The organism is Amycolatopsis sp. CB00013 (genome assembly GCF_001905755.1).
Lineage (GTDB): Bacteria > Actinomycetota > Actinomycetes > Mycobacteriales > Pseudonocardiaceae > Amycolatopsis > Amycolatopsis japonica.
This window is the reverse complement of record NZ_LIWC01000002.1, coordinates 1,653,798-1,676,107: the sequence shown is the minus strand read 5'-3', so window position 1 is coordinate 1,676,107 and position 22,310 is coordinate 1,653,798. Positions and strand designations below refer to the sequence as shown.

The following is a 22,310-nucleotide window of genomic DNA, read 5'->3' as shown; positions in this document are numbered from 1 at the left end:
GCATATCCGGGGTCTTCCGGCTACGCTTCCCCCGTGCGATTCGACGAAGGCGCGGGCCTGGACACCTCCGAGGTCGAGGACCTGCGCGGCGGTGGCGGTGGCGGCGGGATCGGCGGCCGGGTGGCACTCGGCGGCGGCGGGCTCAGTGTGGTCGGCCTGGTCATCTACTTCCTCATCTCCCAGTTCGGCGGCGTGAGCCTGAACCCGTCCTCGAGCGGGCTCGGCGGACTGGGCTCCGGGCAGCAGGTGGACAACACCACGCTGTCCCAGGAGTGCAAGACCGGCGCGGACGCGAACCGGAACCACGACTGCGCGATCGTCGCCATCATCAACTCGATCCAGGACTACTGGGGGCAGGAGTTCCAGCGGTCCGGGTCGACCTACCGCAAGGCCGTCACGAACTTCTTCAACGGCGGCGTGAACACGGCCTGCGGCAACGCGACTTCCGACGTCGGGCCGTTCTACTGCCCCGGCGACTCCGAGGTCTACATCGATCTGGGCTTCTTCAACGAACTCCGCACCAGGTTCGGCGCACAGGGCGGGCCGTTCGCGGAGGCGTACGTGCTGGCCCACGAATACGGCCACCACGTGCAGAACCTCACCGGAGTGTCCAAAAAGGGCACCGGCAGCGGGCCGACGTCCGGTTCGGTGCGGCTCGAACTGCAGGCCGACTGCTACGCCGGTGTCTGGGCGAACCACGCGACGACCACCCCGACCGAAACCGGACGGCCGCTGATCAGCGAGATCAGCCAGGAGGACGTCGACTCGGCGCTGGACACCGCTTCGCGGATCGGTGACGACTACATCCAGTCGAAGCTCGGCGGGGGCCGGGTCGACGAGTCGAAGTTCAGCCACGGCACCTCGGCGCAGCGGAAGAAGTGGTTCACCACCGGCTTCCAGACCGGCGAGCCCGCGCGGTGCGACACCTTCGCGGCCAAGAGCCTGGGCTGAGCACTCGCGGGTGCAAGTCCGTGAAGGCCTCCTTGAGGGACTCTGGGTCCCTCAAGGAGGCCTTCATCGTCGCGGTGGCCGTCCTGTCTTGAACCTTGATCGTGCCGGTCACGCCCCGGGGCGGACGACCGAGTGGGGAAGATCCCGGACGTTGGACGGCCGGAATCTTCCCCACTCGCCCAAGACGACAGCCGGCATCAGCTTCACTGCCCCGCCTCCCTCACCAACGGGGTCGACCGTGGAGGATTCAGGACGCACAACGTCCCGAATCCTCCACACCCGGCCCCGGCCACACCAGCGGGTCAGCAAATACGGGTTCACCAAGGAGGCCTTCACGGACTACACGATCGCCACCTGCAGCTCTGAAACCACTAGACCCAGCAGTCACAGCAGATGCGCGTGAAGGCCCCCTTCCCCCGGCTCAGTCGAGGAAACTCGACCTTCACACCTTCCCCAAGTACATGAAGGCCCCCTTCACTGCGTCTAGCGCAATGAAGGGGGCCTTCACGTACTGCGAGGGGCGCGTCTCGTGAGAGATCAGGCGGCGACGTGGTGGTCGTCGGCCTGGACGGAAGCCGTCATGCTCCGCTGCTGAGACCGCTCGGTCGCGCGAAGGGCCTTCGCCTTCGCGGCCGAACTGCCCGACACACCGTTGATGTCCGCGGTGCTGGTCGCGTACACGCCCAGCGCCCACGCGACGGCGTCGGAGTTGCGTTCGAGCGCGACGCGATCGACGTTGCCGAGGTTGTCGCACGCCTGGTGGTAGCACTTGTCGTAAGGAACGTCGGCACTGCCGCCCCACTTGGCCGCCTGCGCCGCGGTCTTCACGCCTTCGGCGCCGGTGAACAGGCCACCGGCCGGGATGCCGACCGCGATGAACTGGCCGTAGTCGGAGCGACCGGTGAAGTCCGTGCCCTCGACCGGGACACCCTTGCCGAGCTGGAGGTAGTCCACGAGCGTCTTCTCGAGCTGCGCGGAACCGTACGGGCCCGCGCCCGCGCCGACACCGTCGGAGTTGTCACCGTCGTAGGCGAAGTACGCCGCGTTCGGCGAGCCGATCATGTCGTAGTTGTAGTAGAGCGCGATGTCGAGCTGCTGCTCGAAGCTCAGCGAGTTGACGTAGTAGGTCGAGCCGACGAGGCCGAACTCCTCGGCGCTCCACCAGCCGAAGCGGACGGCGTTGTTGGCCTTGGGCTTGCTGCCCAGCTGCAGCGCGGTCTCCAGCAGCGCGGCGGAGCCGGTGCCGTTGTCGTTGATGCCGGGGCCCTCGGTGACGCTGTCGAGGTGGGCGCCGAGCATCACGACGTTGTCCTTGCGACCGGTCTTGGTCTCGGCGAGGACGTTGTAGCTGGTCCGCGCCTCCTGGAAGGCACGCAGGTCGAGGGTGACCGAGGCACCGGCCTTGCCGGCGAGCGCCTGTCCGTCGGCCTGGGTGATGCCGCCGGTCGGGATCTTGCCCGCGGCCGGGTCGCCCAGGGTGCCGTTGACCGGGCCCGGGACGTTGTTGTAGACGATCGCGCCGACGGCGCCCGCCGCCGCGGCCGTCGCCTGCTTCTGCGCGAAGGAGCAGCCACCGCGCTGGATCAGCGCGATCTTGCCGGTGACGCCGCCGGCGTAGTCGGTCGCTTCGCAGCCGCTGGTGTCGTCGACCGGGACCACCGCGAGCGGGGCGGTGATTCCGCCGGCGGGCGTCGACGGGCTGTAGGACATGATGATGATCGGGACGTCGGCGCCCGCGACCGTCAGCTTCTCCGCGAGGGTTTCCGCGTAGGTGAAGGGGAACTCCTGCCGCGTCACCGTGAAGCCCGCCTGCTCCAGCTTCGTGGCGACGTACTCCGCGGACTTCTTGTGCCCTTCGGTGCTGGCGGCGCGGCGGCCACCGTTCGCGTCCGAGATCCGCTGCAGCGCGATCAGGTGCCGGTTGACGTTGTTCACGTCGACCTTCTTGACGAGCTGCTTGGCCAGCGCGGGACCGTCGATTCCGGTCGTGGCCGTCGCAGCGGGAGCCATTCCGACCGTGAGCGCGGCGGTGGCCATCACCACGATCGAGGGAACAATGCTTCTTCGCGAATATGACATGAGCGTCACCTTTGTGTGGTTTGCGCCACAGGTCAACCGACGTTCGGCGGACTTTACGACACCGGGATAGGGTCGTTTGTATGTACGCGATCACCATCCGTGAGCCCGGCGATCCCGATGTTCTCGAATGGACCGAGGTCCCTGATCCCGTGGCGGGTGAAGGCGAAGTCGTCATCGAAGTCGCCGCGAGCGCCGTCAACCGCGCTGACCTGCTGCAACGGCAGGGAAACTATCCGCCTCCGCCGGGTGCCAGCGAAATCCTCGGGCTCGAATGTTCGGGCACGATCGCCGAAATCGGCGAGGGCGTCGAAGGATGGCGAATCGGCGACGAAGTTTGTGCTTTGCTCGCCGGTGGTGGCTACGGGGAAAAGGTCGCCGTCCCGGCCGGACAACTGCTTCCTCTTCCCGCCGAAGTCGAATTGCTCGCGGCCGCCGGACTGCCCGAAGTCGCGTGCACGGTTTGGGCGAATGTGGTGATGCACGGCGGCTTGTCCGAGGGTGACGTCCTGCTCGTCCACGGCGGCGCGGGCGGGATCGGCACGCACGCGATCCAGGTCGCCAAGGCGCTCGGCGCGACGGTCGCGGTGACCGCGGGTTCGGATGAGCGGCTGGAGAGCTGCCGCCAGCTCGGCGCCGACATCGCGATCAACTACAAGGAGCAGGACTTCGTCGAGGTGCTGCGCGCCGAAACCGGCGGCGCGAACGTCATCCTCGACAACATGGGCGCCAAGTACCTCGGCCGCAACATCGACGCGCTGGCCATGGACGGCAGGCTGGTGATCATCGGCATGCAGGGCGGCGTCAAGGGCGAGCTGAACATCGGCAAGCTGATGGGCAAACGGGCGAGCGTGTTCGGGGCGGGCCTGCGTTCGCGGCCGCTGGCGCAGAAGGCGGCGATCGTCGCCGACGTCCGCGAGCGGCTGTGGCCGTTGGTGGAGCAGGGTTCGGTGAAGCCGATCGTCGGTCAGGTCGTCCCGATGGCCGAAGCCGCGTCCGCGCACCGCGCGCTCGAAGAAGGCACGGTTTTCGGCAAGGTTCTCCTCGCCGCGAAGTCCTAGCGGATCTCTTCCAGCACTCGGACGAGCTGATTGACCTCGAAGACGTTCGAGTAGTGCGCGAGTCCGATGCGGACGGCGCCGCCGACTTCGGCGGCGCCGAGGGAGCCGAAGACACCGCTCGTGCCGTCGTCGGCGAAGGCGCAGAGCCCCTGGGACGCCAGGTATTCGGCGACCTCGGGCGCTTTCTTGCCCGCGACGGCGAACGCGAGCGCGGGGATCCGGCGCATGGCGTCGCCGATGACCATGACGTGCCGCAGCGAACGCAGCTCTGTGGACAGTTGCGCCAGAAGTCCCGCGTGGTACGACTTCGCGGAGCCCAGCGACGTCACCAGTTTCTCGCGCCGGGAGCCCAGCGCGGCGTCGTCCAGACCGGCCAGGTAGTCGATCGACGCGATCAGTCCGGCCAGCAACGGGTACGCGTGCGGCCCCAGTTCCATCCGGGCCGGACCGCGCGCGGCCGGGTCGAGCGAGACCGACGGCAGGCGTTCGAGCAGTTCGGGGTCGCGGAAGACCAGCGCCCCCACCGACGGCCCGCCCCAGGCCTGCGCCGAAACCACCATCACGTCGGCGCCGAGCGCGTTGAGGTCCAGCGGCACGAACGGCGCCGCGTACGTCGCGTCGACGACGACCAGCGCGCCGACGCGTTTGGCGAACTCGATCACCGTCGGGACGTCGGGCCGGGTGCCGACCGAACCGGACGCCAGCGTGACCGCGACGGCCTTGGTGCGCGCGGAGACGAGGTTCTCGTACTGCCAGGCGGGCAGCTCGCAGGTCTCGATGTCGATCTCGCCCCAGCGCACGACCGCGCCGACGCGTTTCGCCGCGCGGCGCCACGGCGCGAGGTTGGCCTCCTCGTCGAGCCGGGAGACGACGACCTCGTCGCCGATCGTCCAGCGATCGGCCATCGCGTCGACGAGACGGCGGATGAGATCGGGCGCGTTGGGTCCGAGCACGACTCCGGCCGGGTCGGCGCCGACCAGGTCGGCGACCGCCCGGCGAGCGGCCGTGACAATGCTTTCCGCGCGCTGGGAGGCCGGAAACGCTCCACCCGGCCCGGACACCGGAGCGCGCATGGCCGTGGATACGGCCGAAGCGACCTGTTCAGGTACGAGCATTCCGGCGGCGCCGTCGAAGTGAATCCAGCCGTCACCCAGCGCGGGAAACAACCCACGGATACGAGCGACGTCGAACGCCATGTGGACACCGTACGGACGTGCGGTTTGGCGCTTTACCCGGGGTTGGCTGCCCGACCACGGGGCGCGACGATTCCCGCTACGCTCGGAGACGGCGCCGAAAAACCACACTGCGCTTCGTGCCCGACGTAGGCCAGGATGGAGCACATGACCGACCCAGTTTCCCGCGAATCGACCACCCCCGGTGACGGCGGCGGAGACTCCCAACACCATGTGGTGGTCGTCGGTCCCGACGGCACGCCGGTCGGCACCGCACGCATCGCCGCCCCCGGCTCCGACTCCGGCGAGGAGGCGCACGAGGAATCGCTCGGCGACCTCGTCGAAGAGCCCGCCAAGGTGATGCGCATCGGCACGATGATCAAACAGCTGCTGGAGGAGGTCCGCGCCGCACCGCTGGACGACGCCAGCCGCACCCGCGTGCGCGAGATCCACCAGACCTCGATCCGTGAGCTGGAGCAGGCGCTCGCGCCCGAGCTGCAGGACGAGCTGGAGCGGCTCGTACGGCCGTTCACCGAGAACTCGACGCCGTCCGATGCCGAACTGCGGATCGCGCAGGCGCAGCTCGTCGGCTGGCTGGAAGGGCTGTTCAGCGGCATCCAGACCGCGCTGTTCGCGCAGCAGATGGCGGCGCGGGTGCAGCTGGAGCAGATGCGGCGGGGGCTTCCGGCGGGTCCGTCCGCGGGCGGCGCCGCTTTGGGTGGGCACGGGGCCGCCGGCGAGTCTCACGGGCCCGGCCAGTACCTCTGACACGCGCAAGGAAAGGTCCTTTCCTCGCAAATTTTGCAAGGAAAGGTCCTTTCATTGCAGCCGGGAGTCAGCGCAGCGGGCGGAAGAACGTCCGCAGGTCGTCGATGAGCAGATCCGGCACCTCCAGCCCGGGGAAGTGACCCCCTCGGTCCGGAGTGGACCAGTGCACGACGTTGTCGGTGCGCTCGGCGAGGTGCCGGATCGGCAGGCCGGTGTCCTTCGGGAACACGGCCACTCCAGTGGGCACTGTGGACTGTGGCGGTGGCGTACCCCAAGCCGGGCCCAGCGTGGCGTAGATCCGCGATGACGAGTTCGCCGTGCCGGTGAGCCAGTAGAGCATCACGCTGGTGAGCAGATCGTCGCGATCGATCGCGTCCTCCGGGACGTCACACGAGTCCGAATAGGACTTGAACTTCTCCACCAGCCAGCCGAGCTGCCCGGCGGGCGAGTCGGTGAGCCCGTAGGCAAGCGTTTGCGGCTTGGTCGACTGGATCATCGCGTAGCCCAATTCGCCGCTCTGGAACTCCCGCCCGCGCGCCAGCGCCGCCTCGCCCCGCGCGAGTTCTTCGCCGGTGAGTCCTTCGAGATCGGCCTCGCTCCGGGGCACCGCGTGAGGCAACATCGTCAGATGCGCGCCGATCACCCGTTCCGGGCACCGGACGCCCACCGCGCGCGACACGATCGCGCCCCAGTCTCCGCCGTGCAGCCCGAACCGCTCGTACCCGAGGCGCGACAGCAGCTCGACCCAGGCGTCCGCGGTCCGGTCCGAACCCCAGTTCGCCTCGGTCGTCGGCCCGGAGAAACCGAACCCCGGCAGCGACGGCACGACGACGTGGAACGCGTCCCCCGGATCTCCGCCGTACGCGCGCGGGTCCGAAAGGGGCCCGACGACGTCGAGGAATTCCACAATGGACCCCGGCCAGCCGTGCGTGAGCACCAGCGGGATCGCGTCCGGCTCCGGTGACCGCGCGTGCAGGAAATGGACGTTCGCGCCGTCGATGTTCGTCAGGAACCCGGGGAAACCGTTGAGCCGCTCCTCGTGGGTGCGCCAGTCGTAGCGGAGCCGCCAGTATTCGGCGAGCTCCTGGAGGTAGCCGAGCGGCGTCCCGAGGCCCCAGCCGACGCCGCCGATCTCGTCCGGCCAGCGGGTGTTCGCCAGGCGGGCGGCGAGGTCGTCGAGGTCGCGCTGGGGGACGTCGATCGTGAACGGCGTGATGGTCATGGGGCGACGGTAGGGAGGATCGAGGACAGCCGCGGTCCTCAGCCTCCCGGCAGCTGAGCACGCAGGCGATCGAGCCACCGGTCGATGGTGTCCTCGTACCGGCCGGGGTCGTTCCGGCGCTGTGCCTCGCCGACGGACTCGTCGAGCGCCGCGCGGATCCGCGCGGCGTGCTCGGGCAGGGCGAAGACCTCTTGGAAGTAGCCCTCGCGCATCTGCACGTCCGCGACCAGCTGGTAGTCGCGCGCCGCGTCGGGGACGACGAGGCCGTACGCCCAGCCGGGGGTGGCCCCGCGGTCGCGAGCGGTGACGACGATGACCGTCGGGCGGACGGCCTTGACGACGTCCGTCGGCGAGGCGCCGTGCGCGATGGCCTCGTCGTTCAGTCCGATGTAGTCGATCGACTTCCAGCCGCTGTAGTACGGGATCGCCCCCGCGTCGGAGACCGCCAGGCTCCGTGCCGCCTCCGGCACCTGGGCGTTCGCGAGGCCCTTGCCGATGGCGACGTGGGCGCGCTGCAGGTCGGGACCGTAGTTGGCGATCACCGGCAGATCCGTCGACTGGGCACCGGTGACGGCGACCCAGCCGACCGCCACCGCGCCGGACACCGCGGCGATCCACCGGCGGCCGAGGTGCGCCATGGCCAGCCCCGCGCCGAGGCAGAGCACGGGGAAGGCGTGGAAGGCGAAGCGGTGGATGTAGTCCATGGTCGGCCCGGAAACCGCGTAGGTCATGCCGGTCAGGAGGACGACCGAGGACAGCACCAGGCCCGCTCCCCTGCTCGTCTTGCGGAACAGCAGGAAGGCGGTCAGCGCCAGCAGCGGGAGGACGAGCCAGGCGGTGGTCTCCAGCCAGACCGATCCGGCGTCGAGGTTGCCGAACTTGACGTAGAAGGTGTTCGGGAACGGATGCCCGAAGTAGGCCCACCGCCAGGCGAAGTATCCGCCGCCGACGACGAGGACGGCGGCGACCAGTGCCCAGGTCCGCCGTCGCCCGCGCCCGAGCCACAGCCAGATCAGGAACGCCGGGAAGGTCGCGAGGACACCTTCGGGCCGGATCATCCCGGCGAGCAGCAGCAAGAGCGGCGGTTCCCAGTCGCGTACCGCGCGGCCCTGGACGAGGTCCACGCCGACGATGGCGGCGCGCAGCACGACGGCGGCGAACGCGATGGTCTCCAGGCCGGCGGTGACGTGGAAGTAGGTCGGCACGAACAGCAGCAGCGTGCCGCCCGCCACGAGCGCGCCGAGGACACCCGCCGCGCGATGCCCGGCGCGGACCAGCATCACCAGGATCAAGGCGCCCAGCACGACGGACGTCACCTTGGCGACGGTCTCCAACGGCAGGCCCGCGAGGGCGAACGGGACGTGCCAGAGCATCCAGAGGAAGTTCGTGAAGCCCTCGATCGGGTCTTCTCCCACGTTCCACACCGGACCGTGGCCGTTCGCCATGTTCGCCGAGTACCGGAAGGTGATGAAGGCGTCGTCGACGGTGAAGAACCACGCCGCCCAGCACCCGGCGAGGAAGAGCGCTCCGAAACCGAGCAAGACGGCGAGAAGCCCTCGACGCGGCTTCGGTTCCTGGACGGCGTCGGCCTCGCTTCGCTCCGCCGTGGTCGTCATTCCGCCATCCTCGTCTTCTCCAGCCGGTCCAGTACGCGGTCGACTCCTCGCCCGTCCACAAGAGCCATCGAAGTCGCGGAAAGACCGTTACGCACGGCCGAGTCCGAAAGCAATTCTCCGAGCGTCTCGGTGGCTCGGCCGTCGAGCGCGTCTGCGCTGCCCAGCCCGGCCGCCAGCCCGAGATCCAAAGCCGCGCGATATCCCGCGTCCTGGTTCTCCACGAGCCGGACGACGGCGGTGGGTACGCCGAGGCAGCACAGTTCGAGCAGCGTCACCCCCGCCGCGCTGATCGCCACGTCCGTTTCCACCAGCAGGTCGAGCAGGCCCGGCCCCGGCGGTGCGATCCGGAACTCCTGGCCGGGCAGCGGTTCGGGCACGGTCGGCTCACCGCGTACGAGCACGTCGGCTTCGAAGGGCGCGCGAGTGTCGCGAAGGGCACGTAAGAGCGCGCTGACCGTATCGGCCCATTCCGCGCCGCCTCCCAGCACGACGGTGATCCGCGGCCGTTCCCCAGCCGGCCCCTGGGACCGCTTTTCCCGCGCCCGCACGACGGCTTCCCTCAGCGGCGCGTAGCGCGCGCCGCGCAGCAACTCTCCCGAGCCGTCCTCGGGACGCGGCTTCGGCTCGAAGGCGCAGTCGACCACGAGATCCGCCGCACGCCTGCCGAAAACGTCGTCCTCGATGGACACCAGCAGCGCGCCCGCGGCGTTGACCTCCTCACGCAGCTCGCCGAGACCGTAGTGATCGACGACCACCGCGTCGAAGCCCTCGAAGGGTGCGGTCGGCACCACCGGAACGGACAGCTCCGCGAATCGCGCGGCCAGCCATTCGGCGTTGTCCACCCGCCCCGCGAACACGACTTCCCAGCCGCGCGCGACGGCACGCTCGGCGTAGGCGACCATGCGCGAGACATGGCCCGCGCCGATCGACGGCGAGGCGTCGGCTCGAAGCAGCAGCCGGGTCACCTGGCCACCTTCTTCTGCTCAACGTGCGCGTTGAGCTTCGCCAGCTCGGGCCGGGATCGCAGCACCGCGACCACCTCGCGCCAGTCGCCGACGCGGTCGCCCAGTTCGGCGACGATGCCTTCGATGACCGACCAGTCCTCGACGGTGTCCAAGGTCACGCGCAGGTCGTCGGCGGCCGGGCTGACGACGATCCCGGCGCACGAGTACCGCTCCGGGTGCGCGTAGACGCCGGAGGTGACGTGCTCGCGGTCGGCACCCCGGGCCGTCTCGATCTGTTCGGCGAGCACTCCGGTGCGCACGAGCTCGGCGTCGAAACCGCGTGGCAGGGTGCGCACCAGCACGGTGCTCAAGTAGTCCAGCGACGGCTGCGCGCGCCACTGCGCCACGAGCTGGCCGATGAGGTGGGGATCCAGCAACGGACAGTCCGCCGTGAGCCGCACCACCGCGTCGGCCGGGTACGACTCGATAGCGACCGCGAAACGCGCGAGGACGTCGTCGAGCGGACCTCTGGCGACCAGGGCGCCGTGCCGGGCGGCCTCCTCGGCCACCGCGTCGTCGTCGGCCTCCGTCGAGGTCGCGACCACGACGTCGTCGATCCCCGGCGAAGCGGCGGCGGCACGGACGACCCAGCCGAGGACGCTCCGGCCCGCCAGGGGGCGGAGCACCTTGCCAGGTAGCCGGGTGGACGACGCGCGTGCCTGGATGACGGCGTTGACCACGTGGGCCCCGGGGTCTGGATCCATGGGTGACATGATGTCGTGCGGCAGTAGCACCGAAACGCGGAGGTCAACGATGTCCGAGCTGGATGGCTCCAGCATCCTGCTCACCGGCGGGACCGGTTCGTTCGGCAAGGCGTTCATCACCTACGCCCTGGCCGAGCTGAACCCGCGACGGCTGGTCGTGCTCTCCCGCGACGAGCTCAAGCAGTACGAAGCGCGCCAGCAGTTCGACAACGACCCGCGGCTGCGCTGGTTCATCGGCGACATCCGGGACCGCCGCCGCCTCGAGCGCGCGATGCACGGCGTCGACTACGTGGTGCACGCCGCCGCGCTCAAGCAGGTCGACACGGGTGAGTACAACCCGTTCGAATTCGTGCAGACCAACGTCGTCGGCTCGCAGCACGTCATCGAGGCCGCGATCGACACCGGGGTGAAGAAGGTCGTCGCGCTGTCGACGGACAAGGCGTCCAGCCCGATCAACCTCTACGGCGCCACGAAGCTGTGCGCCGACCGGATGTTCATCAGCGCGAACCACTACGCCGCGACGCATCCGACCAGGTTCTCCGTGGTCCGCTACGGCAACGTGATGGGCTCGCGCGGCAGTGTGATCCCGTTCTTCCGCGCGCTCGCGGCCAAGGGCGAGTCGCTCCCGATCACGCACAAGGAGATGACCCGGTTCTGGATCACGCTCCCGCAGGCCGTGCAGTTCGTGATCGATTCGTTCGACCAGATGAACGGCGGCGAGCTGTACGTGCCGCGTATCCCGAGCATGCGGCTGGTCGATCTCGCCCAGGCGATCGCGCCCGGTTCGCCGATGCACGAGGTCGGCATCCGCCCCGGCGAGAAGCTGCACGAAGAGATGATCGCCCCCGACGACGCCCGCCGCACCGTGCGGCTGAGCGACCGGTACGTCGTCCAGCCGCATATCGCGGGCTGGGGCTACGAACCGCCGACCGGCGGCGAGGCCGTGCCGGAGAACTTCGCCTACCGCTCGGACACCAACGACCTGTGGCTCGACGCGGACGAGCTGCGCGACCTGGTCGAGCAGTATGGCTGACTTCCTGCCCTACGGCCGTCAGTCCGTTTCGGACGAGGACATCGCCGCCGTCACCGAGGTGCTGCGCGGCGACTGGCTGACCACCGGCCCCGCCGTCACGCGGTTCGAATCCGACCTCGCCGAGCACACCGGTGGCACGCCCGCGGTGGCCGTCACGTCGGGCACGGCCGCGTTGCACGTCGCGTACGCGGCAGCGGGGATCGGCCCTGACGACGAGGTCGTCACCTCGCCGATGACGTTCGTCGCCACCGCCGCGACGGCCGCGTTGCTCGGCGGCAACGTCGTGTTCGCCGATGTCGAGGCGGACACGGGCAACCTCGACCCGGCGGCGGCTGCGGCTGCCGTCACCTCGCGCACCAAGGTCGTCGCGGCCGTGGACTACGCCGGCCACCCGGCCGAGCTGGACGAGCTCGGCCGGATCGCGCACGACAACGGCGCGCTGCTGCTGGAGGACGCGGCGCATTCCGTCGGCGGAAGCTGGCAGGGCAGGCCGGTCGGCTCGCTCGCCGACCTCACGACGTTCTCCTTCTTCCCCACCAAGAACCTCACCACGGCCGAAGGCGGCGCGGTGGTCGCCGGTTCGGACGAGCTGCTGGCGCGCGCCCGCGGTTTCCGCAACCACGGGCTGGTGCGGGACAAGGCGGCGCAGCGGTATCCGGACGAAGGCGCTTGGCACCAGGAGGTGCACGAGTTCGGCCTCAACTACCGCTTGCCGGATGTGTTGTGCGCCTTGGGAAGCAGCCAGCTGCGGAGGCTCGCGGAGTTCAAGAAGCGGCGCGCGGAGATCCACGCGCGTTACACCGCCGCACTGTCCTCATTGGACGGAGTGCTGACGCCTGCCGTGCGCGAAGGCGCGGATCCGGTGTGGCACCTGTACCCGCTGCGAGTCCTCGAAGGACGTCGCCGTGCGCTGTTCGATCACTTGCGCGCCAAGGGGATCGGCGTGCAGGTCAACTACATCCCCGCCTACTGGCACCCGGTGTTCGAGGACCTCGGGTACCGGCGCGGGATGTGCCCGAACGCGGAGCTGTACTACGGCCAGGAGCTTTCGCTGCCGCTGTTCCCGGCGTTGACCGACGCCGACGTGGACCGCGTCATCGACGAGGTCCACGGCTTCTTCGGCTAAGGCCGACCGTGCCTTTGGTAGGTACGTCCCACCGGTGCACGGGTGCACGGGTGGCGGTTTCGCGTGACTGGACGGACGACACACGTGTCGGGATGGACGACACGTGTGACTGGGCGGACGACACGCGCCATAGCCCCGGCCGCGAGTGTGTCGTCCATCCAGTCACGCGTGTCGTCCGTCGGATCACACGTGTCGTCCGTCGGATCACGCGTGTCGTCCACCAGGTCACGCGAGGCTAGATCAGGCCCCAGGTGAGCGCGGTGCCCTTCGGGACATCGGACGAGAAGGTGCGGCCGAGCACGTTCACGATCTCGGCGGGGGCCAGCCCGCCGGCCGGCCGGATCGAGCGGACGTTCTCCCGCGTCACGGTGTCCCCGGCACGCACGTCTTCGACGACGTACAGGGAACGCCGCAGCCGCAGTCCTTCCTTCTCGCTCTCGCGCGGCCCGATCACGGCGGCGCCCAGCGCCTCCCACGCACGGTGCGATTCGGTGACCAGCGCGGCCAGTTCGGCGGGCTCCAGGGAGAACTCCGAGTCGACGCCGCCGTCGCTCCTGGCCAGCGTCACGTGCTTCTCGATGGCGACGGCACCGAGCGCGACGGCCGCGAGCGGGGCGCCGATGCCGGGTGTGTGGTCGGACAGCCCGACGAGCGTCCCGGTCACGCCCGCCAGGACGGGCAGGCCGCGCAGGTTGCTCTCGCTGGGCGACGCCGGGTAGCTCGCGGTGCAGCCGAGCACGATCAGCCTGTCATTGCCCGCCTCCCGCGCGGTCCGGACCGCCGCGTCGATCTCGGCGACGCTGGCCATCCCGGTCGAGATGATCAGCGGCTTGCCGGTCTTCGCGCACAGTTCGATCAGCGGCAGGTCGACGATCTCCGACGACGCGATCTTGTACGCGGGCGCGTCCAGCGACTCCAGCAGTTCGACGGCGGTGGGGTCGAACGGGCTGGAGAAGATCTCCAAGCCGCGGGCGCGGGCGCGTTCGAACAGCGGCTCGTGCCATTCCCACGGCGTGTGGGCGCGCTCGTAGAGCTTGTAGAGGTTCTCGCCGCCCCACAGCGAATGCGAGTCGCTCACCCGGAAAGCGGGGGCGTCGACGTCGATCGTGATCGTGTCCGGCCGGTAGGTCTGCAGTTTGACCGCCTGCGCGCCGGTTTCGGCGATCGCGTCGACGATCTCCAGCGCCCTGGCGAGCTCGCCGTTGTGGTTACCGGACATTTCGGCGATGACGAACGGCGGATGCCCGGCCCCGATGCGGTGCGCGCCGATCCGGACTTCCTGTGCTGACATGGACGAAACGCCTCCCTGACGACGGTCTGGTCAGGACACAGTCTTACGCAGCTTCCGGAAACCGTCGACGGCAGGCGCGGTCTCGGCGTACCCGGCCCGGTCGAAGAGCGCGGCCGACGCCGCGTTGTCCCGGTGCACGGCCGCGGTCACCACCCGCACGCGGTGACCGGTGGTGAAGGCCCGCTCGCCCTCCGCCAGAACCGAAGCCGACAAGCCGCGGCCCCGGCTTTCCGGCGCGAGGGTGATGCTGACCTCCCAGACCCCTTCGTCCTCGCGGTCGAACCGGACGGTGCCGACCGGGATCCCGTCGAGTTCGACGACGTACAGCACCCTGTCCGGCGACGCCAGCACCCCACGCAGCCACGCGGAATGTTCGTCGAGCGTGATCACCGCGGTCGAACGGGACGCCTGCCGGGTACGAGGATCGTTCCGCCAGGCGAGCAGCAATCCGGCGTCGGCCTCCGTGGCCTCGCGAGCCAGCACGGATTACTGCGTCTGCTCGATGGTTTCGCGCTGGCGGTCTTCGATCCGGCGCAGCCGGTCCTCGTACCGGGCGATCCCGGCGAGCCGGACGCGGATCTGGGCGTGCTGGCGCTGGATCTCCTGGATCAGGCTGCGCGCCTCGGCCAGCTCGGGCTTGTCCGCGTGCACCGGCAGCGACAGCGACTCGCGCAGATCCTCCAGCTGGGCCTCCTGGGCCGCGACACTCGGGATCAGGCGGTCCAGCTCGGCACGGGTCCAGCGCAAGTCGCCGCGAGCGTGCTCGAGGCCGCTCTCGGCGCCGTCGAGCCGTCGGCGGTGGTCCGCGGTGGCGTGTTCGAGGTCGTTGACGCGCCCGTTGAGGTCGCGAAGCCGCTCGTCGATCCGGAAGTCGATGAGCCGGGCGATCCGGCCGATCACGCCGCTGCGGAGTTTCTGCACTGCCATGGGGTGTTCCTTCTCGGGATGGGCTGGCTGGGAGTTCAGCGCAGGAGTTCGGTTTCGCCGGTCTTCGTCCACGAGTCCAGCAGCCTGCCCTCGGCGGCGATGCGGTGCTCGGGTCCGACGATGCAGGAGTCGCCCGCGGCGTGCTCCCAGTGGGTCTGGGCCGGGTCGTCGATGAACGAGAACCCGGACAGGACCAGCGTGGCGTGCGGGAACGACGTGCGCGCGATCCACGCGGCCAGCGTCCCGGTGGTCGACCACAGACCCTCTTCGCGGCTCGGCAGCCCGAGCGCGTCGGACAGCGGCAGGACGACCTCGCGGTTCGGCACCGGCACGTAACCGAGGTCACCGGGCCACCAGCCTGGGATGTCTTCGGGCTCCCAGTGCATCCGGCCCGGCTCGACCAGCAGGTAGAGCCGTTTGCGGTAGTCACGGAAGACGTGCTTGGTGGCGCGGACGGCGCGGTTGAACACGACGACGTGCACCCGGCTGCCGACCGTTTCGGGGCCACCCGGCTCGTCGACGACGAAGCCGTTGACGCGGATCACGAGGTCACACGCGTCGATGGCCTTCGCGCGCCGGGGGTCCGGCGGAAGCGGCTGATTCCCGACCACGGCCACCGAACGGGGCTCCGGCCGGTCGGCGTATGCGGCGAGCAGATTGACCATCAGGCTCGCGTCGCCGAGTGCAGCAGTCATGAGGGCAGAAAGTACCAGCACACGCACCGCGTTCGGGTGCGAATCCGACGGTAGCGTTCCGTGGTCGGGACGGGGCGCCCCAGGCATCATCGGCCCCATCGGTACCCTCGTTCCCGTGCATGCCACCAGCACGGTTCACGCCGCCGACGGTGCTGCTCCGACCTCGGTTCCGCCGATTTCGGACAGCAAGACCTTTTCGCGCGCGTTCGCCGACATCAAGACCGGTTTCGCCGCCAAAGAGCTGTGGGGACACCTCGGCTGGCAGGACATCAAGCAGCGCTACCGCCGCTCGGTGATCGGCCCGTTCTGGATCACCATCAGCCAGGGCGTCATCGCACTCGGCCTGGGGCTTCTGTACTCACAGTTGTTCAACCTGCCGACGGCGACGTTCCTTCCCTACATCAGCACCGGCTTCATCATCTGGGGCTTCATCAGTGGCTGCCTGTCCGAGGGCATGGAGACCTTCATCTCCAACGAGGGGCTGATCAAACAGCTCCCGGCGCCGCTTTCGGTGTACGTGCTGCGGACGGTCTGGCGCCAGACGCTGATGCTGGCGCACAACCTGATCGTCTACGTGATCGTGGTCGCGATCTTCTTCACCAGCCTGGACCAGCCGTATGCGATGAGCGGCGAGTGCGTCGGCCAGGTCCTGTGCCACCCCGGGCTCGGCTGGTACTCGCTGAGCGCGATTCCCGGCATTCTGGTGCTCGCGCTGAACGCCGGCTGGGTCACCCTGCTGCTGGGCATCATCTCGACCCGCTACCGCGACATCCCGCAGGTGATCAACTCGCTCATCCAGCTGCTCTTCTACATGACGCCGATCGTGTGGCCGATCGACCAGTTGATGGCGGGTGGGGCCCGCGACGGCATTTCGGGTGCCCTGCCGTTCGTCTACGCCAACCCGCTCTTCCACTTCATCCAGATCGTCCGCGCGCCGCTCATCGGCCAGGCGGTCAGCATCAACAGCTGGTACGTGGTGCTCGGCATCACCGTCGTCGGCTGGGGCCTCGCGCTGGTCGCGATGCGCAATTACCGTTCCCGCGTCTCTTATTGGGTGTGACAGATGGTCAGCATTGATGTGCACAACGCCTACGTCGACTTCCCCATTTTCGACGCGAAGACCCGCTCCATGAAGAAAAAGGTGCTGGGCAAGGTCGGCGGCAAGATCGGCACCGAGAGCAAGGTGCCGATCATCGAAGCCCTGCACGACGTGAGCCTTCAGCTCCGCGAAGGCGACCGGGTCGGCCTCGTCGGCCACAACGGCGCCGGGAAGTCGACGCTGCTGCGGCTGCTGTCCGGCATCTACGAACCCACCCGTGGTTCGGCGCGGATCACCGGCAAGATCGCCCCGGTCTTCGACCTCGGCATCGGCATGGACCCGGAGATCTCCGGGATGGAGAACATCATCATCCGCGGCCTGTTCCTCGGGATGACCGCGAAGCAGATGGAAGCCCGGGTCGACGACATCGCGGAGTTCACCGAACTCGGCGACTACCTGCAGATGCCGCTGCGGACGTACTCGACCGGTATGCGGGTGCGCCTGGCGCTGGGCGTGGTCACCTCGATCGACCCGGAGATCCTGATCCTCGACGAGGGTATCGGCGCGGTCGACGCGGCGTTCCTCAACAAGGCGAAGGACCGGCTCAAGGACCTCGTGAAGCGGTCGGGGATCCTGGTGTTCGCCAGCCACTCGGACGAGTTCCTCTTCGAGCTCTGCGACTCCGCCATCTGGATGGACGAGGGGCACGTCAAGCAGCGCGGTTCGCTGCGCGACGTGCTCACCGGCTACAAGGGGCGCGACCCGTTCGAGAACATGAGCCAGGAGACGCTGGAGCGGTTCGGTATCGAACCCGAGCCGGTGGCGACGACGAACGGTGGCCAAGGATGACCAGCGAGACCCGGCAGTTACCCGAAGGCGCCGTCGTCGGCGTGGTCGTCACGCGCCATCGACGGGAACTGCTCGCGGACTCGCTCAAGGTGATCGCCGCGCAGACCCGGCCGGTCGACCACCTCGTCGTGGTCGACAACGGGCCGGACAAGTCGGCGCGGGACATCGTCGAGGACTACCCGCTTCCCTTCACGTACCTGCCTTCGCACCGCAACCTCGGCGGTGCGGGCGGGTTCGCGCTCGGCATGCTGCACGCGCTTTCCCTTGGCGCGGACTGGATCTGGCTGGCCGACGACGACGGCCGCCCCGCCGACGAGAACGTCCTCGCGATCCTGCTGGAGGAGGCCGAGAAGCGGGACCTGGCCGAGATCTCCCCGGTGGTGTCCAACATCGACGCTCCGGACAAACTCGCGTTCCCGTTGCGGCGCGGGCTGACCTGGAAGCGCTCGTCGTCGGAACTGGGCGTCGACTTCCTGCCGGGGATCGCCTCGCTGATGAACGGCGCGTTGTTCCGCGCGTCCACTTTGGACGTCGTCGGCGTGCCGGATCTGCGGCTGTTCTTCCGCGGTGACGAGGTCGAACTGCACCGGCGCCTGGTGCGTTCCGGGCTGCCGTTCGGCACCTCGCTCAAGACCGCGTACCTGCACCCGGACGGCTCGGACGAGTTCAAGCCGATGCTGGGCGGCCGGTTCCACGCGCAGGATCCGGAGAACGAGGTCAAGCGCTACTACACCTACCGAAACCGTGGATACCTGCTGTCCCAGCCGGGTATGCGCAAGATCGGCGCGCTCGAAGTGGTGCGGTTCGGCCTGTACTTCGTCGGCGTGAAGCGGGACCCGAAGGCCTTCCTGCAGTGGCTGAAGCTGGTCCGCCAGGGTCGCAAGGAGAAGTTCTACCGCTACTGAGCGCATTTCCGGCCGTGGCCGGGCAACCTGTGCCCGGCCTCAGGCGTGCTCAGCTCGTGAACGCACCTGTACTCGCGCTGGAAACCACCGAGGCGAGACCTAGATCCAGACATAGACCCAGCCGCCGGTTCGACGGGAATTTCGTCACCATCGGGCTGGTCGTGGCCCTCTTCGCGGTCATCGCCTGGAACCGAAGATGGGTGTGCGACGACGGACTGATCGTGCTTCGGACCGTGCAGAACCTCTTGGACGGCAACGGTCCGGTCTTCAACGCCGGTGAACGCGTCGAAGCGAACACCAGCACACTTTGGACGTACCTCCTCGCACTTCCCGGCCTCCTCGGCGTCCGGCTCGAATGGGCCGCCGTCGTTCTCGGACTGCTCTTCGCGGTCGCCGGAATGGCGCTCGGCCTCGACGGCGCGCGGCGCCTGCATCCCTCGAAACCGATCCTTCCCGCCGGAGCGCTCCTGCTTCTCGGCCTCTCCCCGTTCTGGGACTTCGCGACCTCGGGCCTCGAAACCGGCCTCGTCACCTGCTGGCTCGCCGGCGTGTGGTGGCTGTTGGTCCGCCACGCCACCCGGCCCGACACGCGACCATGGGCGACGGTGTTCATCCTCGGCCTCGGCCCGCTGGTCCGCCCCGAATTCGCAGTGGTGACGGCGCTGGGGGGCGTCGCCTTGCTCCTCATCGCCAAGCCGGGCTGGAAACGCGCCCTGCTCTGGATTCTCGTCGCGGGCGCACTGCCGGCCGGCTATCAAGTGTTCCGGATGGGCTACTACGGCCTGATCACGCCGAACACCGCGCTGGCGAAAGAAGCCTCGAAGGCCCGCTGGGACCGGGGATTCTTCTACATCGCCGACCTGCTCGACCCGTATCTGCTGGTGATCCCGCTGCTCACGCTGGTGGTTCTCGCAGCCTTGGTGCTTCGGAGGCTGACGCGTGCGACGACCATCGCGGTCGTGATGCCGGTCGTCGCCGCGCTTTGCCTGCTCTTCTACGTCACGCGCGTCGGCGGTGACTACATGCACGGCCGGATGCTGCTTCCGTCGCTCTTGCTGCTTCTCCTCCCGGTGCTCGCCGTACCGCTGAGCAAGTGGACCGCGCTACCCCTGCTGGTGCTCGGTGTGTGGGCCGTGGTGAGCGGAGGCTGGCTGCGGGCGCCCTCGGCGGTCGAGCACAAGATCGGCGCCCACGCCATCACCGATTCCCGCGTCTTCTGGCTCGACACCACGGGCAAGTCCCATCCGATCCTGGCCGAGGACGCCGCCAAGGCCATCGGGTATCTGCCGGAACTGGCCACGGCCATGGAAGGCGAGCAGGGGCCTGTCGTCGCGGTGTCGCGTTACCACCGATGGCTCGTCGTGCCGGCGCGGGAGCGGACCGTGGTCTCCTCTCCCGGCGCACTCGGCTTCCCCGGAATGCTGCTGTCCTACGACTACAAGGTGGTCGACGACCTCGGCTTGGCGAGCCCGCTGGCGTCGCACTCGCTCTCGATCGAAGGCGGGGCGATGGGGCACGACAAGCTGCTCTCGGTCGCCTGGACCCTCGCGGACGCCGGCCGGGGCACGCCGGAAGAGCTGTCCGCGGCGACCGAAGGCGTGGTTCCCGCGGAGGAGATCGCGTCCGCGAGGCGTTCCCTCGCGCGGCCCGAGATCCAGGAAATGCTGGCTTCCGTGCGAGCACCGCTGACCGGAAACCGGTTCTGGCAGAACCTGGTGCATTCGGTCGGCCGGTCCAGCCTGCGCTACGACCGCGACCCGTACGTCGCGCAGTTCGGACGCTGACCTCCGGATACGAAAAAGGCCCTTCCGTACGCCTGGCGTGCGGAAGGGCCTTTTCGGAGACGTCTACTCGCCGATGACCGGCGGCGCGGTGCGCATGTCGGTCCCGAAGACCTCGTCGGGGTCGCCCTCGACGAGGTACGTCGGACGCTGGTGCTCGGTGTCCTCGTCCCCGTCCGACTGCTGGCCGCGGCCACCCATGCCGCCGCCCATCCCCGGCCCGCCACGACCGGCCGCGCCGCCGCCGAGACCGCCCATACCGCGGCCGGCGGCCGCTTCGGCGGCACCGATACCACCCGGGCGGGCCGCGCCGGACGCGGAACCCGAACCGGGCGTGGAACCGCCGCCGCTGCCGGGGCCGAACCCGCTTCCGCCGCCACCGCGGCCGGTTCGGCTGTTGTAGTCCGAGTCGCCCATGCCGCCACCCATCATGGGCGGCGCCATCGGCATGGGGCTGATCGGCATCGCGGTGTTGTTGTTGGGGCCGGGCGTGGTGATCGGCGCCGGCCCGTTCTGGAAGCCGGACGGCGTCGTACCCGACGGAAGGCTGCCGGATCCCGTGGTGCTGCCCGGGCCGGGCAGGTTGGAGCCGTAGCCGCCGCCACCGCCTCCACCACCGCCGCTACCCCCGCCACCGCTGCCGGGCGGGATGTAGGTGTTGCCGGGGTTGTTGGAGCCGGGCGTGTTCGAACCGGGCGGCACCTGGTACGGCTGCGGCTTGCCCGGATCGTCGATACCGCCTCCGCCACCCTCGCCGAACTTCGGCGGCTCGGCGAACACCGGCTGCTTCGACGCGGCCTCGTACAAGGACTTGTCGTAGCTGTTCATGGCGGAGGCCGCCTGGGTGTGGGCCTCCTGGCTGTCCTTCTGCTTCTGGATGGACTTGTCGATGTTCTCGCCCATGTTGAACGGGTTCGACGTCATCCACCCCCCGACCTCTTCCTTCCAGCTGAAGGGGATCGGCTTGGGCATCGTGTTCTTCACGGTGGAGGCCGCGGTGCCCTGGTCGTAGATCGTCTCGGAGGCGAGCTTGGCGTTCTGGGAGTTCGCCTCGGACCATTTGCTGAGGCTCTTGAAGTAGCCCTGCGCGTTGCCCGCCGCGTCACCTTCCCAGGTGCCCTGCGAAGCGGTGACGGCCTGGTCCATCGTCCTCGAGAAGGTGTCGAAGGCCTTGTGGATCTCGTGGTACGCGGTCGAGACCTCGGAGACCTGCTCGACGTTCAGGTTGCTGTTGACGAACTGTTCGAGCTTCTCGTGGTCGTAGCCGAGGTAGTCGCCGTTCGGCGGCTCGAGCCCCTCGACGTACTTGACGTCCTTGTTCTTGGTCAGCTCGTCGACGGTCTTGTCACCGACGTCTTCGGACTGCTGCTGAGCCCTGCCCTGGGCGATCAACCGCTGGAAGATGCCGAACGGCCCGTCGTCGCCCTCGCCGCTCGCCTTGTCCCGGTAGTACTGGTCCCGGGCTTGGGGCGAGAGACCGGCGACGTACTCCTGCTCGGTCATCTGAGCCTTGTTGGTGGTCATCCTGGTCCCCCTAGCCCTTCGGAAGTTTCGGTTCGACGATGTCGGCGATCTTTTCCGCCATCCCGCACGACTTCTCCGGATCCGAGGCGACGACCACGATGTCGGCCCGGGCCGAGGCGCCGATTTCGAGCGCCATCAGGCAGCCGGAGGGCGGTTTCGGGACGAGTACCGCTTTGCGGCCGTTGACGTTGCCGGTGGTCTTGCCGTTCCCACCGTCGGAGACGCTGTCGATGCCCTGCTTGTCACGGATGTCGACGCCGAGCGAGACGGCGTCCGCCGCCGTCTCGGCCTCCTTGGTGAACTCGCAGCCACGGGCACCGGCGTCGTTCTGGGGAACCGGCGCCTTGAAGGTGCCGTACGACGCGAGATCGGCCACGCCGAGGAGCGAGCACGGATCGATCGACGCGGGGTCGGCGCCACCGGTGGCCGTCGTCGGGGCGGTGGACTCGCCGCCTTGCGACGGCGACGACGGCGCCGCGGAGGGTGTGCCCGGCTTTTCGGTGGAACAGGCCGCGAGCACGAACGCGGCCGCGGTCAGCGGTACGAGGAGCAGCTTCTTCATTCCG

At 69.0% G+C, this 22,310-nt stretch carries 21 protein-coding genes; 9 read left to right on the top strand and 12 right to left on the bottom strand.

The genetic code is table 11. The features are described 5' to 3' along the window. The first annotated feature begins 33 nt into the window (after window positions 1-33). Entirely contained in the window at window positions 34-951 is a 918-nt protein-coding gene (ypfJ, locus tag AMK34_RS18095; RefSeq protein ID WP_073846063.1) for a KPN_02809 family neutral zinc metallopeptidase, read from the top strand. 537 nt (window positions 952-1,488) lie between these two features. Here ypfJ and AMK34_RS18090 read toward each other — a convergent pair. Continuing rightward, window positions 1,489-3,030 carry a M28 family metallopeptidase gene (locus AMK34_RS18090; protein ID WP_193786322.1) on the bottom strand — a complete coding sequence of 514 codons (1,542 nt, stop codon included), beginning with the start codon at window positions 3,028-3,030 and terminating at the stop codon, window positions 1,489-1,491. An 80-nt stretch (window positions 3,031-3,110) separates the two neighbouring features. On the opposite strand from AMK34_RS18090, the gene AMK34_RS18085 reads away from it, so the two are divergent. After that, entirely contained in the window at window positions 3,111-4,088 is a 978-nt protein-coding gene (locus AMK34_RS18085) for an NAD(P)H-quinone oxidoreductase (RefSeq protein WP_038507587.1), read from the top strand. On the opposite strand, the gene AMK34_RS18080 is transcribed toward AMK34_RS18085, so the two are convergent. After that, complete coding sequence (locus AMK34_RS18080; RefSeq protein WP_016330709.1) at window positions 4,085-5,284, bottom strand: cysteine desulfurase-like protein; 1,200 nt, start codon at window positions 5,282-5,284, stop codon at window positions 4,085-4,087. The genes AMK34_RS18085 and AMK34_RS18080 overlap by 4 nt on opposite strands. Before the next feature lie 135 nt (window positions 5,285-5,419). On the opposite strand from AMK34_RS18080, the gene AMK34_RS18075 reads away from it, so the two are divergent. Then, a complete protein-coding gene (locus AMK34_RS18075) occupies window positions 5,420-6,028 on the top strand; it encodes a bacterial proteasome activator family protein (protein ID WP_038507584.1) in 609 nt (202 codons plus the stop codon). A 67-nt stretch (window positions 6,029-6,095) separates the two neighbouring features. Here the strand turns inward: AMK34_RS18075 and AMK34_RS18070 are convergent, their stop codons facing one another. The 4 genes from AMK34_RS18070 to AMK34_RS18055 are packed head-to-tail and all read right to left on the bottom strand — an operon-like array spanning window position 6,096 to window position 10,574. Beyond that, window positions 6,096-7,250: an epoxide hydrolase family protein gene (locus tag AMK34_RS18070; protein WP_073846062.1), complete on the bottom strand. Its 1,155-nt coding sequence runs from the start codon at window positions 7,248-7,250 to the stop codon at window positions 6,096-6,098. 38 nt (window positions 7,251-7,288) lie between these two features. After that, window positions 7,289-8,866: a hypothetical protein gene (locus AMK34_RS18065; RefSeq protein WP_073846061.1), complete on the bottom strand. Its 1,578-nt coding sequence runs from the start codon at window positions 8,864-8,866 to the stop codon at window positions 7,289-7,291. Next, window positions 8,863-9,831, bottom strand: coding sequence for a spore coat protein (locus tag AMK34_RS18060; RefSeq protein ID WP_073846060.1), 969 nt, complete (start codon window positions 9,829-9,831; stop codon window positions 8,863-8,865). Before AMK34_RS18060 ends, AMK34_RS18065 begins: the two co-directional genes overlap by 4 nt. Next, window positions 9,828-10,574 carry a cytidylyltransferase domain-containing protein gene (locus AMK34_RS18055; protein WP_073846059.1) on the bottom strand — a complete coding sequence of 249 codons (747 nt, stop codon included), beginning with the start codon at window positions 10,572-10,574 and terminating at the stop codon, window positions 9,828-9,830. Before AMK34_RS18055 ends, AMK34_RS18060 begins: the two co-directional genes overlap by 4 nt. A gap of 49 nt (window positions 10,575-10,623) precedes the next feature. On the opposite strand from AMK34_RS18055, the gene pseB reads away from it, so the two are divergent. Next, window positions 10,624-11,607, top strand: coding sequence for a UDP-N-acetylglucosamine 4,6-dehydratase (inverting) (gene pseB / locus AMK34_RS18050; protein WP_038507572.1), 984 nt, complete (start codon window positions 10,624-10,626; stop codon window positions 11,605-11,607). Further along, window positions 11,600-12,733: a DegT/DnrJ/EryC1/StrS family aminotransferase gene (locus AMK34_RS18045; protein WP_038507569.1), complete on the top strand. Its 1,134-nt coding sequence runs from the start codon at window positions 11,600-11,602 to the stop codon at window positions 12,731-12,733. The genes pseB and AMK34_RS18045 overlap by 8 nt, the downstream gene beginning before the upstream one ends. A 235-nt stretch (window positions 12,734-12,968) precedes the next feature. Here the strand turns inward: AMK34_RS18045 and pseI are convergent, their stop codons facing one another. Genes pseI through AMK34_RS18025 form a run of 4 tightly spaced genes read right to left on the bottom strand, consistent with a single transcriptional unit; the run spans window position 12,969 to window position 15,616 of the window. Beyond that, entirely contained in the window at window positions 12,969-14,024 is a 1,056-nt protein-coding gene (gene pseI / locus AMK34_RS18040; RefSeq protein WP_038507566.1) for a pseudaminic acid synthase, read from the bottom strand. A 30-nt stretch (window positions 14,025-14,054) separates the two neighbouring features. Next, window positions 14,055-14,507 (bottom strand): GNAT family N-acetyltransferase, encoded by a 453-nt coding sequence (locus AMK34_RS18035; protein WP_038507563.1) that lies wholly within the window; start codon window positions 14,505-14,507, stop codon window positions 14,055-14,057. Between the two features lie 3 nt (window positions 14,508-14,510). Beyond that, complete coding sequence (locus AMK34_RS18030; protein WP_038507561.1) at window positions 14,511-14,951, bottom strand: hypothetical protein; 441 nt, start codon at window positions 14,949-14,951, stop codon at window positions 14,511-14,513. Between the two features lie 35 nt (window positions 14,952-14,986). Continuing rightward, window positions 14,987-15,616, bottom strand: coding sequence for a hypothetical protein (locus tag AMK34_RS18025; RefSeq protein WP_038507558.1), 630 nt, complete (start codon window positions 15,614-15,616; stop codon window positions 14,987-14,989). Window positions 15,617-15,761: 145 nt separating this feature from the next. Between AMK34_RS18025 and wzm the strand changes: the two genes are divergently transcribed. Genes wzm through AMK34_RS18005 form a run of 4 tightly spaced genes read left to right on the top strand, consistent with a single transcriptional unit; the run spans window position 15,762 to window position 20,223 of the window. Further along, entirely contained in the window at window positions 15,762-16,706 is a 945-nt protein-coding gene (wzm, locus tag AMK34_RS18020) for a galactan export ABC transporter permease subunit Wzm/RfbD (RefSeq protein WP_073846058.1), read from the top strand. Window positions 16,707-16,709: 3 nt separating this feature from the next. Continuing rightward, a complete protein-coding gene (wzt, locus tag AMK34_RS18015; RefSeq protein WP_073846057.1) occupies window positions 16,710-17,534 on the top strand; it encodes a galactan export ABC transporter ATP-binding subunit Wzt/RfbE in 825 nt (274 codons plus the stop codon). Further along, window positions 17,531-18,439 (top strand): galactofuranosyltransferase GlfT1, encoded by a 909-nt coding sequence (gene glfT1 / locus AMK34_RS18010; RefSeq protein WP_038507551.1) that lies wholly within the window; start codon window positions 17,531-17,533, stop codon window positions 18,437-18,439. The genes wzt and glfT1 overlap by 4 nt, the downstream gene beginning before the upstream one ends. A gap of 56 nt (window positions 18,440-18,495) precedes the next feature. Further along, the gene (locus AMK34_RS18005) at window positions 18,496-20,223 is read left to right on the top strand and encodes a hypothetical protein (RefSeq protein WP_241832790.1); all 1,728 of its coding nucleotides are present in this window, start codon (window positions 18,496-18,498) and stop codon (window positions 20,221-20,223) included. A gap of 63 nt (window positions 20,224-20,286) precedes the next feature. Here AMK34_RS18005 and AMK34_RS18000 read toward each other — a convergent pair whose 3' ends face one another. Further along, entirely contained in the window at window positions 20,287-21,744 is a 1,458-nt protein-coding gene (locus AMK34_RS18000) for a hypothetical protein (RefSeq protein WP_073846056.1), read from the bottom strand. Window positions 21,745-21,754: 10 nt separating this feature from the next. Next, on the bottom strand, window positions 21,755-22,306 hold the full coding sequence (locus AMK34_RS17995; RefSeq protein WP_073846055.1) for a DUF3558 domain-containing protein: 552 nt from the start codon (window positions 22,304-22,306) through the stop codon (window positions 21,755-21,757). Between the last annotated feature and the right edge of the window lie 4 nt (window positions 22,307-22,310).

Bases quoted from the DNA above. Each gene is read 5' to 3' on its own strand.
- AMK34_RS18085 (WP_038507587.1), top strand. From the start codon at position 3,111: ATGTACGCGATCACCATCCGTGAGCCCGGCGATCCCGATGTTCTCGAA.
- glfT1 (WP_038507551.1), top strand. From the start codon at position 17,531: ATGACCAGCGAGACCCGGCAGTTACCCGAAGGCGCCGTCGTCGGCGTG.
- pseI (WP_038507566.1), bottom strand. From the start codon at position 14,024: ATGTCAGCACAGGAAGTCCGGATCGGCGCGCACCGCATCGGGGCCGGG.
- wzt (WP_073846057.1), top strand. From the start codon at position 16,710: ATGGTCAGCATTGATGTGCACAACGCCTACGTCGACTTCCCCATTTTC.
- pseB (WP_038507572.1), top strand. From the start codon at position 10,624: ATGTCCGAGCTGGATGGCTCCAGCATCCTGCTCACCGGCGGGACCGGT.
- AMK34_RS18090 (WP_193786322.1), bottom strand. From the start codon at position 3,030: ATGTCATATTCGCGAAGAAGCATTGTTCCCTCGATCGTGGTGATGGCC.
- AMK34_RS17995 (WP_073846055.1), bottom strand. From the start codon at position 22,306: ATGAAGAAGCTGCTCCTCGTACCGCTGACCGCGGCCGCGTTCGTGCTC.
- AMK34_RS18075 (WP_038507584.1), top strand. From the start codon at position 5,420: ATGGAGCACATGACCGACCCAGTTTCCCGCGAATCGACCACCCCCGGT.
- AMK34_RS18030 (WP_038507561.1), bottom strand. From the start codon at position 14,951: ATGGCAGTGCAGAAACTCCGCAGCGGCGTGATCGGCCGGATCGCCCGG.
- AMK34_RS18025 (WP_038507558.1), bottom strand. From the start codon at position 15,616: ATGGTCAATCTGCTCGCCGCATACGCCGACCGGCCGGAGCCCCGTTCG.
- AMK34_RS18045 (WP_038507569.1), top strand. From the start codon at position 11,600: ATGGCTGACTTCCTGCCCTACGGCCGTCAGTCCGTTTCGGACGAGGAC.
- AMK34_RS18065 (WP_073846061.1), bottom strand. From the start codon at position 8,866: ATGACGACCACGGCGGAGCGAAGCGAGGCCGACGCCGTCCAGGAACCG.
- AMK34_RS18055 (WP_073846059.1), bottom strand. From the start codon at position 10,574: ATGGATCCAGACCCCGGGGCCCACGTGGTCAACGCCGTCATCCAGGCA.
- AMK34_RS18070 (WP_073846062.1), bottom strand. From the start codon at position 7,250: ATGACCATCACGCCGTTCACGATCGACGTCCCCCAGCGCGACCTCGAC.
- AMK34_RS18080 (WP_016330709.1), bottom strand. From the start codon at position 5,284: ATGGCGTTCGACGTCGCTCGTATCCGTGGGTTGTTTCCCGCGCTGGGT.
- AMK34_RS18000 (WP_073846056.1), bottom strand. From the start codon at position 21,744: ATGACCACCAACAAGGCTCAGATGACCGAGCAGGAGTACGTCGCCGGT.